The 17,485-nt window shown below is 57.7% G+C and carries 14 protein-coding genes and 1 pseudogene; 11 read left to right on the forward strand and 4 right to left on the reverse strand.

Features of this window, described 5'->3' with window-relative positions; all coding sequences use genetic code 11:
• The first annotated feature begins 44 nt into the window (after positions 1 to 44).
• From ahcY to KYE_RS15715, 9 genes and pseudogenes are all read left to right on the forward strand, one after another.
• Complete coding sequence (ahcY, locus tag KYE_RS15675; RefSeq protein WP_008175303.1) at positions 45 to 1,439, forward strand: adenosylhomocysteinase; 1,395 nt, start codon at positions 45 to 47, stop codon at positions 1,437 to 1,439.
• Between the two features lie 12 nt (positions 1,440 to 1,451).
• Positions 1,452 to 2,321: a methylenetetrahydrofolate reductase [NAD(P)H] gene (gene metF / locus KYE_RS15680; RefSeq protein WP_008175304.1), complete on the forward strand. Its 870-nt coding sequence runs from the start codon at positions 1,452 to 1,454 to the stop codon at positions 2,319 to 2,321.
• 250 nt (positions 2,322 to 2,571) lie between these two features.
• Positions 2,572 to 3,330: a transporter substrate-binding domain-containing protein gene (locus KYE_RS15685; protein ID WP_008175305.1), complete on the forward strand. Its 759-nt coding sequence runs from the start codon at positions 2,572 to 2,574 to the stop codon at positions 3,328 to 3,330.
• Positions 3,331 to 3,421: 91 nt separating this feature from the next.
• Positions 3,422 to 4,093, forward strand: coding sequence for an amino acid ABC transporter permease (locus tag KYE_RS15690; RefSeq protein ID WP_008175306.1), 672 nt, complete (start codon positions 3,422 to 3,424; stop codon positions 4,091 to 4,093).
• A gap of 13 nt (positions 4,094 to 4,106) precedes the next feature.
• Positions 4,107 to 4,853 carry an amino acid ABC transporter ATP-binding protein gene (locus KYE_RS15695; protein WP_008175309.1) on the forward strand — a complete coding sequence of 249 codons (747 nt, stop codon included), beginning with the start codon at positions 4,107 to 4,109 and terminating at the stop codon, positions 4,851 to 4,853.
• A gap of 166 nt (positions 4,854 to 5,019) precedes the next feature.
• A complete protein-coding gene (locus KYE_RS15700; protein ID WP_008175311.1) occupies positions 5,020 to 6,102 on the forward strand; it encodes an OprO/OprP family phosphate-selective porin in 1,083 nt (360 codons plus the stop codon).
• A 464-nt stretch (positions 6,103 to 6,566) separates the two neighbouring features.
• A complete protein-coding gene (locus tag KYE_RS15705) occupies positions 6,567 to 7,295 on the forward strand; it encodes a TorF family putative porin (RefSeq protein WP_008175315.1) in 729 nt (242 codons plus the stop codon).
• A 253-nt stretch (positions 7,296 to 7,548) separates the two neighbouring features.
• Positions 7,549 to 8,901, forward strand: a complete 1,353-nt coding sequence (locus tag KYE_RS15710; protein WP_008175317.1) for an adenosylmethionine--8-amino-7-oxononanoate transaminase — start codon at positions 7,549 to 7,551, stop codon at positions 8,899 to 8,901.
• A gap of 29 nt (positions 8,902 to 8,930) precedes the next feature.
• A pseudogene (locus KYE_RS15715) lies at positions 8,931 to 9,664 on the forward strand (16S rRNA (uracil(1498)-N(3))-methyltransferase).
• Between the two features lie 148 nt (positions 9,665 to 9,812).
• On the opposite strand, the gene KYE_RS21220 reads toward KYE_RS15715, so the two are convergent.
• The 3 genes from KYE_RS21220 to KYE_RS15725 form a co-directional block, all read right to left on the reverse strand.
• Positions 9,813 to 10,013, reverse strand: a complete 201-nt coding sequence (locus tag KYE_RS21220) for a YHS domain-containing protein (protein ID WP_008175323.1) — start codon at positions 10,011 to 10,013, stop codon at positions 9,813 to 9,815.
• Positions 10,014 to 10,126: 113 nt separating this feature from the next.
• Positions 10,127 to 11,314 carry a thiolase family protein gene (locus tag KYE_RS15720; protein ID WP_008175325.1) on the reverse strand — a complete coding sequence of 396 codons (1,188 nt, stop codon included), beginning with the start codon at positions 11,312 to 11,314 and terminating at the stop codon, positions 10,127 to 10,129.
• Positions 11,311 to 13,071, reverse strand: coding sequence for a DUF3141 domain-containing protein (locus KYE_RS15725; protein WP_100169508.1), 1,761 nt, complete (start codon positions 13,069 to 13,071; stop codon positions 11,311 to 11,313). The genes KYE_RS15720 and KYE_RS15725 overlap by 4 nt, the downstream gene beginning before the upstream one ends.
• A gap of 531 nt (positions 13,072 to 13,602) precedes the next feature.
• Here KYE_RS15725 and KYE_RS15730 point away from each other — a divergent pair.
• Together KYE_RS15730 and KYE_RS15735 are read left to right on the forward strand one after the other, a co-directional pair.
• Positions 13,603 to 14,832, forward strand: coding sequence for a DUF445 domain-containing protein (locus KYE_RS15730; protein ID WP_039882103.1), 1,230 nt, complete (start codon positions 13,603 to 13,605; stop codon positions 14,830 to 14,832).
• Between the two features lie 110 nt (positions 14,833 to 14,942).
• Positions 14,943 to 15,992: an HDOD domain-containing protein gene (locus tag KYE_RS15735; protein ID WP_008175339.1), complete on the forward strand. Its 1,050-nt coding sequence runs from the start codon at positions 14,943 to 14,945 to the stop codon at positions 15,990 to 15,992.
• Here KYE_RS15735 and KYE_RS15740 read toward each other — a convergent pair.
• Positions 15,975 to 17,336, reverse strand: a complete 1,362-nt coding sequence (locus KYE_RS15740) for a YihY/virulence factor BrkB family protein (protein WP_008175341.1) — start codon at positions 17,334 to 17,336, stop codon at positions 15,975 to 15,977. The genes KYE_RS15735 and KYE_RS15740 overlap by 18 nt on opposite strands.
• Between the last annotated feature and the right edge of the window lie 149 nt (positions 17,337 to 17,485).

Genomic DNA, 17,485 nt, shown 5'->3' on the forward strand with positions numbered 1-17,485 from the left:
GGCATACGCCCAAGCCAAACTGATTGAACTGACAGGAGAACACCATGAGCACTCCCGCAGAAAAGCTGAACAGCTTTGACGACTACAAAGTTCGCGATATTTCCCTGGCCGGCTGGGGCCGCAAGGAAATCAACATCGCTGAAGGCGAAATGCCGGCCCTGATGAAGCTCCGCGAGAAATACAAAGCCGAGCAGCCGCTGAAAGGCGCCAATGTGATGGGCTGTATCCACATGACCATCCAGACCGCCGTGTTGATCGAGACGCTGATTGAACTGGGTGCGAACGTGCGCTGGTCCTCGTGCAACATCTTCTCCACCCAGGACCAGGCCGCGGCCGCCATCGCCGCGCAGGGCATTCCCGTGTTTGCCTGGAAGGGCGAAACCGACGAAGAGTACGACTGGTGCCTGGAGCGTACAGTCGGAGCCGATGTAGACGGCTGGGAACCGAACATGATTCTGGACGACGGCGGCGATCTGACCGCCCTGCTCCATGAGAAGTACCCGGAAATCCTGGCTAACTGCCACGGCGTGACCGAAGAAACCACCACCGGTGTGCATCGTCTGCAGGAAATGCTGCGCGAGGGCACTTTGAAGGTGCCGGCCATCAACGTGAACGACGCGGTCACCAAGGCCAAGAACGACAACAAATACGGTTGTCGCCACAGCCTGAATGACGCCATCAAGCGCGCTACCGACCACCTGATGGCAGGCAAGAAAGCCCTGGTGATTGGCTATGGTGATGTAGGCAAGGGCTCTGCTGCTTCCCTGCGCCAGGAAGGCATGATTGTAAAAGTGACCGAGGCCGACCCCATCTGTGCCATGCAAGCCTGCATGGACGGATTCGAAGTTGTGTCTCCGTACATTGACGGCGTGAACACCGGTACCGAGTCTGCCGTGAACCGCGACCTGCTGCAGAACACCGATCTGCTGGTCACCACCACCGGCAACATGAACGTGTGCGACGCGCACATGCTCAAAGCCCTGAAAAGCGGTGCCGTGGTGTGCAACATCGGTCACTTCGACAACGAGATCGATACCGCCTACATGCGCAAGAACTGGGAATGGGACGAGGTGAAGCCGCAGGTGCACGTTGTGTACCGTGACAAGGCCACCAACGACCACCTGATCCTGCTGTCCGAAGGCCGCCTGGTGAACCTGGGCAACGCCACCGGTCACCCGTCACGGATCATGGATGGCTCCTTTGCCAACCAGGTTCTGGCCCAGATGTACCTGTTCGAGCGCAAGTTCGCCGATCTGCCGGAAGATGCCCGCGAGAAAGGCGTATACGTTCAGGTTCTGCCCAAGCACCTGGACGAGGAAGTGGCCCGGGCCATGGTGGAAGGCTTTGGTGGCGTGATCACCAAGATGACTCCGGAGCAGGCGAAATACATCGGTGTACCGGTCGAAGGCCCGTACAAGCCAGAAAGCTACAAGTACTGATCGGGTAAACAGATGCAATCCCAGAAACAGTTCAAGCGTCGTTTCAGCTTTGAGTTTTTCCCGCCCAAGACCGACCAGGGCAAGGAAAAGCTGCAGAACGTGCGCAACCAGCTGGCCGAGGTGAATCCGGACTTTTTCTCCGTCACCTTCGGCGCCGGTGGTTCCACCCGGGACCGCACCATCGAGACCGTGCTCAACCTGCATAGCCAGGGCATTTCCACGGCACCTCATCTTTCCTGCGTCGGGGGCACCCGCCAGGAAATCGGGGAGCTTCTGGATCTGTACCGGGAGCACGGAATCAACCGGATTGTCGCCCTACGGGGCGACATGCCCTCCGGTATGGGTGCCGCCGGTGAGCTGCGCTACGCCAACGAGCTGGTGGAGTTTATCCGTGAGCACAGCGGCGATACGTTTAACCTGGAAGTAGCCGCGTACCCTGAGTTTCATCCTCAGGCCCGCAACGCCGAAGAAGATCTGAAGAACTTTGCCCGCAAGGTTCAGGCCGGTGCCAACAGCGCCATCACCCAGTACTTCTTTAATGCAGACAGCTACTTCTACTTCATCGACCGGCTGGAGAAAATGGGCGTTACCATTCCGGTGGTACCGGGCATCATGCCCATCGTCAATTTCTCCAACCTGGTTCGTTTCTCCGACATGTGCGGCGCGGAAATTCCTCGCTGGATTCGCAAGCAGCTCGAAGCCTACGGCGACGACAGAGAATCTATTCGCAAATTCGGTGAGGAAGTGGTCACCGAAATGTGCGAGAAGCTCCTGGCAGCAGGCGCGCCGGGCTTGCATTTCTACACCCTGAATCAGGTAGAGCCCAGCATCAGCATCTGGAAGAATCTGGGCATCAGTGAGCGGGAGAAGATTGCGTTTTAAGGCTTCGCGCTATCCGCTCTCCACGAAATAAAAGGGGCAGATGAACACTTTCATCTGCCCCTTTTTTATTCCCCGTCCGGCGGGACCTCCCCGCCAAGCATTTGATTTCCTGTATACATCTGCGTAATAGTCTAGAGTGTATGTGATGCAGTTCCATCAACGCTCCCCGGAGATCGCAGTCAACAGCAGTGATTGGTCCGGCTTGCCTTACCGGGCAAATGGAGCCTCATAAGAAAGAAAAGGAGATTGTATGAGCACGAAGTGGCTGAAGACCGTAAGCGCCAGCCTGGCACTGACCGTTGCCGCAGGAACCGTGAGCGCAGAAACCCTGCGCGTCGTCACTGACCCGAGTTTCGTTCCGTTTGAAATGATGGACCAGGAAACCGGTGAGATGATCGGTTTCGATATGGAGATCATCCGCGAGGTAGCCGACCGTGCAGGTTTCGAAATTGACCTCAACACCATGGACTTCAACGGCATCATCCCCGCCCTGCAAACCGGCAACGTCGACATTGCCATTGCCGGCATCACGATTACTGAAGAGCGTGAAGAGATCGTCGATTTCTCCGACCCGTACTACGACTCGGGTCTGCGAATCCTCGTTCGCGAGGGTAATGACGACGTTAGCGAATTCGACGACCTCGAAGGCAAGAAAATCGGCACCAAGATTGGTAGCACCAGTTATGACTACCTGGTCAAGAACCTTGACGCCGATGACGGTGTAACCCCCTACCCGGGCAGCTCTGATATGTACATGGCGCTGATGTCCCGTGCCATTGATGCAGTGTTCTACGATGCGCCAAACGTAGGCTACTTTGCCCGCACCAAAGGTGAAGGCAAGGTGACAACCGTCGGCCCGCTTTACGAAGGCCAGCAGTATGGTATCGCCCTCAAGAGTGGCAGTGAGTGGGTTGATGATGTAAACGAAGCCCTTGCCGCAATGAAGGAAGATGGTACTTACAAAACCATCTACGAAAAATGGTTTGGCCCGATGCCCGAGGGCATGTAAGGGCTCCCGGGCCCCAGAGGTCTGATTCCCTTTGCCGGGGCTTCACTGCCCCGGCACTTCGTGACTCCAAAACTCTGCGGAGACTCTCACTGTGGAATTCCAGTTTCAGTTCGACTGGCAGGCAGCCATCGACTCCATCCCTTTTCTGATAAAAGGGATCCCCTACACCCTGCTGATTTCCTTCGGCGGTCTTCTGATCGGTTTTGCTCTGGGCATTTTCTTTGGCCTGCTGAGCATCAACAAGAAGTGGTTCCTGCGGTGGCCGGCCACCGCCTACATCGAAATCTTTCGTGGCACTCCGATCCTGGTTCAGGTCCTCTTTATTTTCTACGGCCTGCCGGACCTGATTGGCGGTCCAATTGATCCCTTGACGGCCGGCATCGCGGCCATCGCTTTGAACTCCGGCGCCTACATTTCCGAGGTGGTTCGCGGTGGCGTACAGTCCATCGACAAGGGCCAGACCGAAGCCGGGCTTTCCCTGGGGCTGTCCCGTAACCAGACATTCTGGTCTGTCGTCTGGCCCCAGGCCTTCCGCCGGATGATTCCGCCGCTGGGTAACCAGGCCATTGTCAGCATCAAGGACACATCTCTATTCTCGGTGATTGGCGTTGGTGAACTGGTCCGTCAGGGTCAGATTTACATCGCCAACACCTTTACCGCCTTCGAGGTGTATTTTGTGGTCGCGATCCTCTACCTGGCCATCACCCTGTCCCTGTCCATCATTCTCCGCTTCGTTGAGCGCCGCGGACTGGCTTCTGTCTGAAGGAACGTTACCCATGACTCAGATTGTAAAAATGAAGGGCATGAACAAGTACTTCGGGAAACTGCATGTCCTCAAAGATATTGACCTTACCGTTGAACAGGGCGAAGTGGTGGTTATTATCGGCGCCAGCGGCTCCGGCAAATCCACCCTGATTCGCTGTGTGAACGGCCTTGAAGAATATGAATCCGGAACACTGGAAGTGGACGGCCAACAGCTCGCGCCCAAGAGCGGCAATCCGAAAGCTCTGGCTGAAATCCGCAAGGAAGTCGGCATGGTATTCCAACAGTTCAACCTCTTCCCTCACCTCACGGTGAAAAAGAACATCATGCTGGCGCCCAAGAAGGTCAAGGATGCTCCGGAAACTGTTGCCAATGCCACCGCCGAGCGGTTGCTCAACCGTGTGGGCATCGGCAACCAGGCCGACAAGTACCCCAGCCAGCTGTCCGGCGGCCAGCAACAGCGGGTCGCAATCGCCCGAGCGCTGGCGATGGAACCGCGCCTCATGCTGTTCGACGAGCCAACCTCAGCCCTGGACCCGGAAATGATCGGTGAAGTGCTGGACGTCATGCGCGAGCTGGCCAAAGAAGGGATGACCATGATGGTCGTCACCCACGAAATGGGCTTTGCCCGCGAAGTGGCCGACCGGGTGATCTACATCCACGAGGGCCAGATTGTCGAGCAAGGCAAACCCGAAGACGTCTTCGACAACCCCCAGAACGAACGCACCCAGTCATTCCTGTCACGGGTACTCGCGCACTGAGCTAAGCCGCCCAGGCAAAGCCCCTGCTTCCGGGGGCTTTTCTTCAGGTTTTTCTTTTTTCAGGGTCGACTAATTGGTTTTCTGTAACTTTTTCGCAATGTTAGCCAAATTTACTTACCCCGGTGTTCCAAAATACACAAGCAAACCGACAAGGTAAGAGAAAACCATGGCTAAGAAATATTTGAGCTTGATGCTGGCGGTTTCCGCTGTTTCCGCACAGGCCGGTACTGTTACGACTGACGGTGAGGACCTGGTGATCAATACCGAGAGTGGTATTGAGGTCAAAACGTCTGATGATTTGGCATCCTTTCAGCTTGGTGGCCGTATCCAGTGGGATTACGACGCAACGCAGTCGGATGACAACGGCGTTGATACCAAGGATTTTGATGTGCGGCGTGCACGCTTATACGTCAAGGGCCATTATGGCGACTGGGCCTACAAGACTCAGTTTAACGTCGCGGAAAGTGAGGGTGCCGACGGCGGTGACGTCGAAGACCTTTACATTCGGTACCTGGGGTTTGGCTCAGTTGCAAGCGTCACCATCGGTAAGCAGAAAGAGCCTTTCGGCCTGGAAGAACTGACAAGCTCGAAAGACATTTCCGCGCTAGAGCGCTCCGCCATGACCGAGCGTTATGCTCCCGGACGCAGTGGCGGTATTCAGCTGAGCGGAAAGGGAAGTAACTGGACCTACGGTATCGGTTATTTTGAAGCGGATGGTGACGGCAGCAACGACTTCAATAATACGGCGATAACGGCACGGGGTACGTTTGCGCCGATTCAAACGAATGATGCCGTTGTTCATCTTGGCGCGGGTTATACCACGCGTGAGGCCGATGTTCAGGCTGATGAAATCGATACCTACAATCTGGAACTGGCTGGCCGTATGGGGCCTTTCCACGCTCAGGCCGAATACTTCGATTCCGAGGAAGGGCAGTTGGATGTCGATGGCTACTACGTGCAGCTCGGCTGGGTCATTACCGGAGAGAGTCGCCCCTACAAAGCGGGCGTGTTTAAGCGGGTAAAGCCGTCATCGCCCAGAGGTGCCTGGGAAGTAATCGCCCGTTTTGAAGAGGGTGATGGAAAATACAGTGATGTGGGGCTGGCCACAACCGACGGCGAGCAAACGACGCTGGGTGTCAACTACTACGCCAATAAGAATGTCCGACTCGGCATGAGCTACATGGATGGCGAGCAAGCCAGCGGCGAAAGCGGAGATGAGGTCCGTGCGCGGTTCCAGTATGCGTTTTGATCATGCATGATCCCCGGTTCCGCTTATGTAAGGCTCAAGCCAAATGGTAAAATTGCTGTATAAACAGCAAGATGGTTATTGGGTTTGGGTTCTGTCCGCGTTGGCGCTGATACTGGCGAGATAAAGAGTTAATCAGGTTTCAGGGGCAGATTTTTCTGCCCCTTTTTTATGGTGCGCCCGACATGGCGCGCAGCGCGTTGACCGGCGTTGTTCCGGCACAGCGCCGGGGCTGGCCGGATGACTTTGGGCGCAAAAAGGTCAAGGGCGACCAGGCTGGCACTAAAATCGAGCGCCACCCTGATCGAACGATGGATATCGCTCCATTTTGGGGCGCCGCGGATTTATGAATCGGACTTCGCCACTGCTTTTTAGATTTAAAGTTATAATAAACAATAAGTTATAATGATTGGCACCTTGTTTGCTCTTGAGGAATGCGAAAAGCGCAACTTAAAAAGGTGTACATAATGGATAAGCAAGTTCTCAGAAAATCCGGATTGCTCGGTGTTGGTCTGTTTGCAGTTCTTCAGGCAACTCCTTCAATGGTCAGCGCTGACGTAAGCGCCAATGTAGGCGTCTCCAGCAATTACCTCTTCCGTGGCGTGACACAAACAGACAATTCAGCTGCTGTCCAGGGTGGGCTCGACTACGAGCATGCGTCCGGCTTGTATGCCGGTGTATGGGGTTCCAATGTGGATTTTGGCGACGGGACCAGTTATGAGTTTGACCTCTATGCGGGTTACTCGGGCGCTATCAACGATATCGGATATGACGTCGGGTATATATATTATGCTTACCCGGACGCTCCCGCCTCTATTGATTTCGGGGAGATATACGGGGAGCTGAGTTACGGGTATTTATCCGCGGGGCTAGCCTATACAGTAAACAGTGACAACAGCACACCAGGGCTGTTCGTGGAAGGTGATGTCTTCTATTACCTGAGCGCCCACATGCCATTGGAAAATGATTTCAGTGCAGGTGTTACATTAGGCTACTACGACTTTACCGACGACAAAAAACCGTCCGTGGGCGAGGCGAGCTATGGACACGCCGCCGTCAACGTGACCAAGGATGCGGGAACGCTCGGCTCCGTCAGTATCAATCTGGAATATTCGGATATCGACCCGGACAGCGCCCTTGGCTCCGTCAACTCGGATGATCCGAAATTCTGGCTTGGCTGGAGTAAAAGCTTCTGATTACGGACGCTTTTCCAGTGATTTTGGTCAAGTGAAAGCAGGCCCGGTCAATGGGCCTGCGTCCTGAAATCCTGCTACAGTAAATTATTGGGATTTTTTAATCCCCGTCCCATCAGCGTCCCCTTAGTCTTTCTTAAGGAATTCCGAGGCTCTGGAAGTTTGTCGGCATTGGCCAGTCGCCGCTGTTAACGGTAATATCCGCACAGGTTAACCGCCGACAATCCAGAACACGACCGTCTGATGGAGAATTCTCATGCGCAATGCTGACCTCGTCGCCCGTGGCCTCAAATCCGTGTGGCATCCCTGCACCCAGATGAAAGACCATGAAGGAACCCTGCCACTGGTCCCGATCAAGCGGGGCGAAGGTGTCTGGCTGGAAGACTTTGAGGGCAACCGGTTCATCGACGCCGTGAGCTCCTGGTGGGTCAACCTGTTCGGCCATGCCAATCCGAGAATCAACGCCGCGATCCAGGAACAAATTGGCCAGCTTGAGCATGTCATCCTGGCCGGCTTTACCCATGAGCCCGTGGTCAACCTGTCCGAGCGCCTGATTGAGGCAACTCCGGAAGGACTCAACAAATGCTTTTACGCCGACAACGGCTCGTCCGCGATCGAAGCCGCCCTCAAGATGAGCTTCCACTACTGGAAAAACCACGGTAAACCGGGCAAGAAAAACTTCGTGAACCTGAGCAACAGCTACCATGGGGAAACTCTGGGCGCACTGGCCCTCGGCGATGTATCTCTGTACAAGGACACCTACCAGCCTTTGTTGATGGAAGTCCTGACGGCGCCCTCCCCAGATGCGTTTAACAAAGAACCGGGTGAGACCGATGAGGATTACGCACTGCGCCAGTTTGAGGCCATGGAAACACTGCTGGCCGAAAAGCACGACGAAATCTGCGCCGTGGTGGTGGAACCTTTAATCCAGTGTGCCGGCGGCATGCGCATGCACCACCCGATTTACCACACCAGGCTGAGAGAAGCCTGCGACCGCTATGGCGTGCACCTGATTGCCGATGAGATTGCAGTGGGCTTTGGCCGAACCGGCACCCTGTTCGCCTGCGAGCAGTCGGGCATCACCCCGGATTTCATGTGTCTGTCCAAGGGGCTGACCGCTGGCTACCTGCCGCTGTCCGTAGTGCTGACCACCGATGATGTCTACAACGCATTTTACGACGACTATGAAACCCTCAAGGCCTTCCTGCACAGCCACAGCTACACTGGCAACCCAATTGGCTGCGCTGTGGCACTGGCCACCCTGGACATCTTCCGGGACGACAACGTTATCGAGAGCAATCGCAGGCTCTCCACCTGCATGGCCGAATCTGTTGCCCACCTGGCGGACCACCCCAACGTGGGAGATATCCGCCAGCACGGCATGACCCTCGCCGTAGAGATGGTGAAAGACAAGGCATCGAAAACCCCGTTCCCCTGGCAGGAACGGCGGGGAATCCGGGTGTATCAGCATTCATTGACCCGCCAGGCCTTGCTTCGCCCCCTGGGTAATGTGGTTTACTTCATGCCGCCTTACGTGATCACCGAAGAACAGATCCGCCATCTGGGCCAGGTTGCGACGGAAGGCATTGAGATCGCAGTTCGCGACTGACAGCCGCCCGGAATCTGAGAGACCAGCTCATGCGCATACCCCGCATCTACACCGATTCCGCCCTCACCGAGGGCGGCACCGCAGCACTTGATGACAACGCCGCACAACATGTGGGCCGGGTATTGCGCATGCAGCCGGGACAGGAGCTGCTGCTTTTCAACGGTGATGGCAACGACTACCCCGCCACCATTTCCAGTGCCAGCAAGAAGAACGTGGAAGTCCAGGTTGGTACCCCGGAAGCCAACACCACCGAATCCCCACTGGAAATCGTTCTCGGCCAGACTCTCTCCAAGGGTGACCGCATGGACTACGCAGTGCAGAAAGCGGTGGAAATGGGCGTTACCCGCATCGTGCCGCTGAGCACAGAACGGTGCGACGTAAAACTCAAGGGCGACCGGGAAGACAAGCGCCTGCGCCACTGGCAATCCGTCGCCATCAGCGCCGCCGAGCAATGCGGTCGCGCCCGGGTGCCCGAGATCCTGCCGGTGATGACCGTTTCCCAGTGGCTGGAACACAGCCGGGACTGCGAAGTGCGTCTTGTCCTTCACCACCGTACCGAGCATGCACTCAAATCCATTATCCCCCCGAACGCGTCGCCCTGATGATCGGCCCCGAGGGCGGCCTTTCCCCCGAGGAAATCGCCCAGGCGGAAAAAGAAGGTTTCCTGCCGGTGGCCCTGGGCCCTCGGGTACTGAGAACCGAAACCGCACCGGTTGCAGCCATGGCGCTTTGTCAATGGCTATGGGGCGATATCGGCAGCTGACCAACCCCGACCGTGCCGCCGTCTCGATCTGGCGCCCACGTCATCGACATAGAGGGGTCGGCGACATAATCCCTGTCAGCCTGCAGCAAAGCCGGGCATCACTCAACAGCCAGGGCGGCGCCGATCACGATCACGAATGCTGCCAGGTTCACCCACGCCTTGACCCATGCTGCCGGTGCGCCCGAACATACCGTTCGGGGTCCGCGTCGAACTGTTCGCGGCAAGCCGTCGCACAGAAGTAATAGTGTTTACCCTGGTATTCGGACTCCGCAGGGGCTGTCTTGTAGCTGACCTGCATGCCACAGACCGGATCCTCGAAAGATTTTTGCTCTTCTCGTCCGCGTTTCATTGTTGCCCTCTCTCTTTTACAGTTCACAATAATGCAGATTTTGCTGCGCCTTTCCACTAACAGACCACCGCATCGGTGAGCTTATCGAGCTGCGCGTGCGGGTTGATTCGTGATTACGCCAGGCGTTCCAACGCCAGCGCTACCCCCTGGCCGCCACCGATGCACAGGGTAACCACGCCACGGCGCACGCCATCCCGGGCCATGGCGTGTAACAGCCGGGTGGTCAGCACTGCGCCGGTGGCTCCGATTGGATGGCCGTGCGCAATCGCGCCGCCTTCCACGTTAACGATATCCTCGGCCAGACCGAGCTCCCGGGTCAGGGCAAGGACGATGGCGGCAAAGGCTTCGTTGATCTCGATGCGCTCGATATCACCCATGCTCCAGCCGGCACGTGCCAGTGCCTGTTGCACCGCCGGTACCGGGCCCAGGCCGAAATAGCCGGGCTCCACCGCGCCGATGCCGTAACTCACCAGCCGCGCCATGGGCTCAAGGCCACGGCGTTCCGCCCAGGCGCGATCAGCGACGATCATTGCTGCCGCACCCGTGTTCAGCCCAGGGGCGTTACCGGCGGTAATGGTGCCGTCCTTGCGGAAGGCCGGCCTGAGTTTGCCGAGGCCCTCGGCGGTGGCGTCGGGGCGATTGTGCTCATCGCGCCCGAAGGCCGCCGTGCTCTTGTGGGATGTGACTTCGACCGGCACGATCTCTGCGTCGAAGCGTCCTGCCGCCTGAGCCTCGCTGAAGCGTTGCTGGCTGCGCGCAGCCCAACGGTCCTGGTCCTCGCGGCTGATGTCAAAGCGGCTGACCAGGTCTTCGGTGTGCCACCCGGAGTGCTGATCAGAGAAGGCATCATTGAGCCCGTCGCGCAGCATGCTGTCGTAAATCTCGCCATTGCCCATGCGGTGGCCCCAGCGCCCGTGCAGATCCAGATAGGGCGCAAGATCCATGTTCTCCATTCCGCCGGCGATAGCACAGTCACGATGCCCGAGCATCACCTCCTGCGCGGCGTTAATCACCGCCTGGGCGCCGGAGCCGCAGACCCGGTTGACCGTCATGGCCGGCACCGACACCGGCAATCCGGCGTGGATCGCAGCCTGGCGCGCCGGATTCATCCTGGCGCCGGCCTGAACCACCTGACCCAGCACCACACTCTGCACATCGTCGGGGGTCAGGCCCGAGCGGCGCAGGCTCTCGGCGATGGCAGTAGCACCGAGGTCGGGTGCCGGTATGGCCTTGAGTGTGCCACCGTAGGTACCGATGGCTGTGCGTACCGGGGCGCAGAGAACGACGTTGGATTCTTTCATGATTGATCACCTCGCGTATCTGTTTTGTCCTTGCCGGGCCATAACCCGCCATAGAGCCTTTTAAACGCCATCTCGAAGACACTGTCGCGGGCCGTGCCCGCAAGCGTCAGTGCCGAGGCGATGGAGTCGCTCATTGACGTCTCCCATTGCCGATAGGGGTTACTGCTATTGACCGGCGTTGGCCTGGTCTCCATCCTCTCGGCCAGCCACTTGACCCCGCCCATCCAGGGCGCGAAGCGCTCCGAGAACATCAGGCGGCTGGTTCTTGCCGGATGCAGTTGGCGCAGCATCTCGGCCGACCAGGGGGTGGTGACCCGCCGTACCCAGGGCCCGGCAAAGGTCTCGTAGAGGGCCACATTGCGCCTGGAGAGGGCTTTTACGCGCTCGAACTCCGGTGCCTGGTCCGGGTACTCCAGATCTTCCACCTGACGTTCCTCGAAACGCACCTGGAACTGGGGCTTGTGACAGTCCGGGTCGCCGGTGGGATTGTCTATCTTCATCTCGTAGAGCCCGGGGGCAAGGTCATTGAGATCGCCGACGCTCTCGAGGATCGCCCGGTGCTCCAGCCGTGCGACCTTGGCGGAAACGAAGATTCCCAGATGGCCAACGTGTGGGTTGATCAGGTAGACGATGCGCTGGCCAGCGGCCTTGAGTGCCTTGGTGTCCGGGTACACCGCGGGGATCCAGTTGAGCGCCTGGTGCGGTGGGGTGATGTTGTCTCCACTGGAGGCGAAGATCACCAGCGGGTTGCGGATGCGCTTGAGGTCAACGGTGCAACCGGGATGGACTTCAAACTCGCCACGCTCCAGCTTGTTACCGATGAAGAGATTCTCGACGATAGCAACAATCTCTTCCTTGCTCAGGCTATAGAAGCCGGTCCACCAACGCTCGAAGTCCAGAAATCGCTCGCGCTGACCGTCGATGTCGGCAAACAACTGGTAGTCCTTCTGCCACAAGGTATTTGCCGGCTTGAGGGATTCGAAGTTGGCCGCCAGATGGGCGCCATCAAAGCGCCCGCCCCCCAGGTCCGCCAGCAGGTGCGTCACCCAGGCGCCGCCCAGCAGCCCGCCGGCGAGGCGCATGGGATTAACGCCGGATTCGCCGGACCAGTAGGACAGCGGTGAGCCGTTAAGCACCGCCGGCCCGACCAGGCCCTCACAATCAGCCGAGAGCAGTGCGATGGCCCATCCCGCCTGGCAGTTGCCGTAGAGCACCGGCGGCATGCCGGGATGGCGCTCGGCCAGCGTCTCGACGAAGCGCCGCAGTACGTTTAACACGTCCTCCAGCGTCTGCCCGGGCATGGGCTCGGGGAAGAAGATCGCGAAATAGACCGGGTGCCCCTCGTGGAGTGCCATGCCTACTTCGGAATCTTGCTTGAAACCGCCGATGCCGGGGCCATGACCGGCGCGCGGATCGACGATCATCACCGGCGGTTTGGTCTCGTCAAGGCAGTCTTCCAGACAGTCCTCGCCGACCCGGGTGATACGTAGCAGGGCATAATTGGCGGGGCGCTCCAGTCGGCGGCCGTCCAGGATCATTTCATAGTCGAAGTCGAGTAGCGGTGGCTTGCCGGCCTGCTCATGCTCGAGCATGTTATTGGCTCGCTCGCGCAGGGTGTCCAGGTAGCGCACCCAGCGCCGCCACAGGTCGGTCTGGTAGGCGAACAGTTCCGCCGCCGGGTTGCTCTGGATGGTGGCCTGTTTGTCAGACCTGACCATCGGGTCGGGCCCCTTGTCTCTCGTTAGCTTGGTATTCATAGTCGTTTTAGCTCTCAGTGTCAGGATATGGTTTGGTTAAGCTGGTTCTGCGAGGCGCAGCCGGATTGCCAGCCAAGCGAAGATGAACACCCCCAACTGTTTTGCCCAGTATGAAACCGAGGGCCACCCCGAGGAAGACATTGCCAAAATCCGCACTTCAATCTCTCACCGCGATACGGGAATCTGCTCGACCCATGGGCCAGAACAGGACGAGGTGAAAGCGTGTAGCTTTCGGCTCTTGCTAACCGTTAGTGTCCAGTCTATGTGATCAAGCTGAATCTAGACTGAACACATACTTCCTGCCCGGAAATGGTTATGAGGCAATATCAGCGGTTGATCAACCCCCGACCGTGCCGCCGTCGCAAGCTGGCGCCCAGGTCATTGACAGCGGGTGGGCACTTCTGAAACCGTGCGGAGCCATAGATGGCGGAGCCGAGCATACAGGGACGTATTCACAGCGTGTTTCAGAAGCGCCTGCCCGCGCCCGCTCAGAGTCAGAGCAAAAATACTAAAGAGACTGCGAGTACCAGGATGACAAGCCTGCTAAACACCCAAGAATTCTGGCAATATCTCAGTATCCCGGTGATTGCCGCCCTGATCGGCTGGAGCACCAACTGGCTCGCCATCAAGATGACCTTCTACCCCCTGGAATTCATCGGCAAACCACCGCTACTGGGCTGGCAAGGCATTATTCCCTCCAAGGCGCGAAAAATGGCGGCCATCAGCGTCGATGCCACCATTTCAAAGATCGGCACCGTTCGGGAGATCTTCCAGCAGATCGATCCAAAAGTCCTCGCCACCCATATCGTTCACTCCGTCGAACCCCGCATCGAAGAATATGTGGATGAGATGATGCTCAAGGAATACCCCACCTTCTGGGAAAACCTGCCGGCCTCGGCCCGGAAGATGGTCTACGATCGCGTCCGCAAATCCACGCCTCAGCTGGTGGACAATCTGGTGGAAGACGTGTCCGACAACATCGAGGACCTGCTGGATATCAAGGGCATGGTCATCGAGCGCCTGGCCGCCGACAAGGAGCTGCTGAACCGGATCTTTATTGAATGCGGCGAGGTGGAATTCCGGTTCATCATCAACTCGGGGCTCTACTTCGGCTTCCTGTTCGGCCTGATCCAGATGGCGGTCTGGTATCTCTACCCGAGCTGGTGGGTGCTTCCCTTCTTCGGCCTTCTGGTGGGTTGGGCCACCAACTGGATTGCCCTGAACGTGATTTTCCGGCCGCTGCACGCGAAAAAAGTCGGCCCCTTCCGGATTCAGGGCCTGTTCCTGAAACGCCAGCCGGCCGTGGCGGAGTCCTTCTGTCACATTGTTACCCACGAGATTCTCACCGTTGGCAACATTATCAACGCCATTCTCGACGGCCCCAAAGGCGACCGCGCCCGCAACATGGTCAAGAAACACATCAAACCGCTGGTGGATGAAACCGCTGGCATGGGCAAGGCGCTGACCCAGATGGCCTTCGGGCCCACCGGCTTTGCCACCCTCAAGAACAAGGTCGGCGAAAAAGCCATCGAAATATCGCAGACATCGTTCAACAACCCGGTGTTCGAGAAGGACCGGGCCCGGGCCGTGGAATCCATCATGGTGGAGCGGATGATTGCCCTGTCTTCCGAAGAGTTTCAGGACTTGCTCCGGCCCTGTTTCCAGGAAGATGAGATCAAACTGATCCTGGTGGGCGCATTCCTCGGCTTTGGCGCCGGTGTCTGCCAACTGGTGTTCGTGTTCGGGGAGTCGTTCCTGTAAATTCCTGCAATAATTCACGGGCTTAAAACCTGTGCAAGGATGCGTCGTACATCTATACTCTCGGAAACGGAGGTTCATTACTTCGAACAGGTTCGACCCGGAGGCAACGGATGCCAGGTTTTCTCTCCTGGATTTCAGGATTATTCGCAACAAAGCAGCCTGCACCGCCGGCTCCGGAAGCGCGGCTGTTCAATCCGTCTCCGGAGAAACCGGCCAACGACACTCCGGACACAGGCCCGGAACTCGCCCAACATCTGGAAGACCACTTGTTCTCCTGGCTGCTGGACGCAGAACCCGCAACGCTGCGGGCCGATCTTTCAGTATGGGATGAGGTGCTGGAAGAGTTATACAAGCGTCTTACCAACAACCGGATGGAAGAGCTTCCCCGCCAACCCATGAGCCTGCCGATGCTCATGCGGGCCCTGTCCGATGAATCAACCGACCGCCATCGGCTCACAGAAATCATTCTTGGTGATCCGTCGCTGACCGATCAGCTACTCCAGATTGCCAACAGCCCCTACTTCCGAACCAGTGATCATGCCATTGAATCGGTAGACCAGGCGGTGTTTGTGCTTGGGGTGGATGGCATCCGGAACGTCATTTCCGCCGCCGTCATGCGCCCCATGATGGCGGCGAGGAACAGCCGTGAAGCACTATTTGGCCAGCGCGCCTGGCGCTGGGGTCTGACCTGTGCCCGGGCAGCGGAACTGATCGCAAGAACACAGGGCGAGGACACCAGTGCGCACTTCATGGTGGGTTTGCTGCCCTCATTGGCTTACATCACTATCCGTCGGGAATTGCAGCGTATCTGCCGGTCACGCACAGCAACTGGTGAACCGGAGCCGGCGCTTATACGCCATGCCCTGGCGAGGTACCAGTGGGCCACCTGCCAGCTACTTGCGAATGAATGGAACCTTCCTCCCAAGTACCACGCCTATCTCCTGGCGGCAGAACGACCAGCCCCCAGACAGAAGCACACGCCTCTGACCGATGGCATGGTCATTGGTACCCGGGAAGTACTCAGGCACGCCCACCAGCGGAATCTTGCGGAAGAGGATCTGCCCAAAGTGGTGCGCCTGACCCCGGAGCAAATCAGCAGCGTGCGACAGGCGCTGCAGAAGATGCTCCGGGAGGGCGGCCGCTCAACTGTCAGAAGCTGACACAGGTTCCGCCTGAGCGCGACGCCTGGGCTTCTCCAGGTCATCACCGGCCCGCAACAACTCAGCGAAGGTTCGCGTTTCCTCCACCTTGCGCGGGCCTATCAATTCGGCAGGGATGACCTTTGGTAACCGGTCAACGATCCGGTCCTCATCGTTGCGCACCACTTTCAAAACCTCGCCCACGGTGATCAGATCCAGCGCACGCCCCGGCACAAGTCGATCGCCCTGGCTGCCGGCCAGGCTAAGCAGCCCCGCCCGGATCAACTTGTCACTGAGCGCGCGGGTTACTTCGCCTGGCACCCTCAACTGGTGTTCCAACACCTCCTGCTGAGGTGCCGGCTTACCCTCGCTGAAGGGTTTGGCCACCAGCCACATGGTCGCTAACGCTACATTCTCCTGCAGTTCCGGCGCCAATTGCACTTGCCGGCGCTTGGCCACTGATCCCGGATTCTGCAGATAGAACGCCAGGCTGGCACCCAGAAGCAGGATCATCCAGTTCAGATAGATCCAGATCAGCAGGATGATGCCGATGGCGAAACTGGAATAGATTGCTGCGTACTTGGCAGAGCCCGCCACAAAGGAGGCAAACAGCATTCCGCCTGCCTGCCAGGAAACACCAGCCACCAGACCGCCGATGGCCGCATAACGCAACTTGACCCGGGTATTGGGCATGAACACGTAAACGAACGTGAATGCGCCAACCACCAGGAAAAATGGGGTGAAACGGCTGGCAACAAGAATTACTGAACCAAACGGCTCAATTTCTATGAGCTTCTGGACAATGGTTGAGGAAAAAATGGTGGCGCTGACGCCAATGGCCGAAACCATCAGCAGTGGTCCCACCATGATCACGCTCAGGTAGTTACTGAAGCGCTGCGCCATGGAGCGCATATCCGGGACGCGCCAGATCATGTTGAAGGAGCGTTCTATTTTCTGCAGCAGGGAAACCACCGTGTAGACCAACAACGCCAGCCCCACAGAACCGAGCACTCCGACTTTCATGTTATCGACGAATCCGAGAATCTGCTCGGCGAGCTCTATCCCCTGGGGTCCCAGCGGTTCAAAGAACTGGAACAGGAACGGCTCCATTCGCTGATGCACTCCCAGCGCCTTCAACACCGAGAAGCTAAGGGCAAGCAGAGGCACGATACTCAGCAGGGTTGTGTACACAAGACTCATGGCATGGAGAGTCAATTGTCCACTGAGAACATCCCGGGCCATCGCATAGGCAGTGCGGCCGACCTTGTACAACCAGGTCCAGGGCCAACTCTGGGGCGGATTGGGATTCGCCAGAATCCAGCGCTCAGCTGCCTGAAGCCGGTCTTTTAATTGGAATGAAGCCACTTTAGGTCCTGTCGTTCCATGTTTTGTTCAGATTATCAGTCAGATATCCGGTGTAACCAGAGTATGGCCGATTAACGGCAGTTTGCGAGGGACACACATCCAATATAACCATATCATCATTTATTACCTCCTCTTATAACAGATCTTCT

Origin of the sequence: Marinobacter manganoxydans MnI7-9 (genome assembly GCF_000235625.1) — a bacterium.
GTDB lineage: Bacteria > Pseudomonadota > Gammaproteobacteria > Pseudomonadales > Oleiphilaceae > Marinobacter > Marinobacter manganoxydans.

Bases quoted from the DNA above. Each gene is read 5' to 3' on its own strand.
- ahcY (WP_008175303.1), top strand. From the start codon at position 45: ATGAGCACTCCCGCAGAAAAGCTGAACAGCTTTGACGACTACAAAGTT.
- metF (WP_008175304.1), top strand. From the start codon at position 1,452: ATGCAATCCCAGAAACAGTTCAAGCGTCGTTTCAGCTTTGAGTTTTTC.
- KYE_RS15685 (WP_008175305.1), top strand. From the start codon at position 2,572: ATGAGCACGAAGTGGCTGAAGACCGTAAGCGCCAGCCTGGCACTGACC.
- KYE_RS15695 (WP_008175309.1), top strand. From the start codon at position 4,107: ATGACTCAGATTGTAAAAATGAAGGGCATGAACAAGTACTTCGGGAAA.
- KYE_RS15700 (WP_008175311.1), top strand. From the start codon at position 5,020: ATGGCTAAGAAATATTTGAGCTTGATGCTGGCGGTTTCCGCTGTTTCC.
- KYE_RS15705 (WP_008175315.1), top strand. From the start codon at position 6,567: ATGGATAAGCAAGTTCTCAGAAAATCCGGATTGCTCGGTGTTGGTCTG.
- KYE_RS15710 (WP_008175317.1), top strand. From the start codon at position 7,549: ATGCGCAATGCTGACCTCGTCGCCCGTGGCCTCAAATCCGTGTGGCAT.
- KYE_RS21220 (WP_008175323.1), bottom strand. From the start codon at position 10,013: ATGAAACGCGGACGAGAAGAGCAAAAATCTTTCGAGGATCCGGTCTGT.
- KYE_RS15720 (WP_008175325.1), bottom strand. From the start codon at position 11,314: ATGAAAGAATCCAACGTCGTTCTCTGCGCCCCGGTACGCACAGCCATC.
- KYE_RS15725 (WP_100169508.1), bottom strand. From the start codon at position 13,071: ATGAATACCAAGCTAACGAGAGACAAGGGGCCCGACCCGATGGTCAGG.
- KYE_RS15730 (WP_039882103.1), top strand. From the start codon at position 13,603: ATGACAAGCCTGCTAAACACCCAAGAATTCTGGCAATATCTCAGTATC.
- KYE_RS15735 (WP_008175339.1), top strand. From the start codon at position 14,943: ATGCCAGGTTTTCTCTCCTGGATTTCAGGATTATTCGCAACAAAGCAG.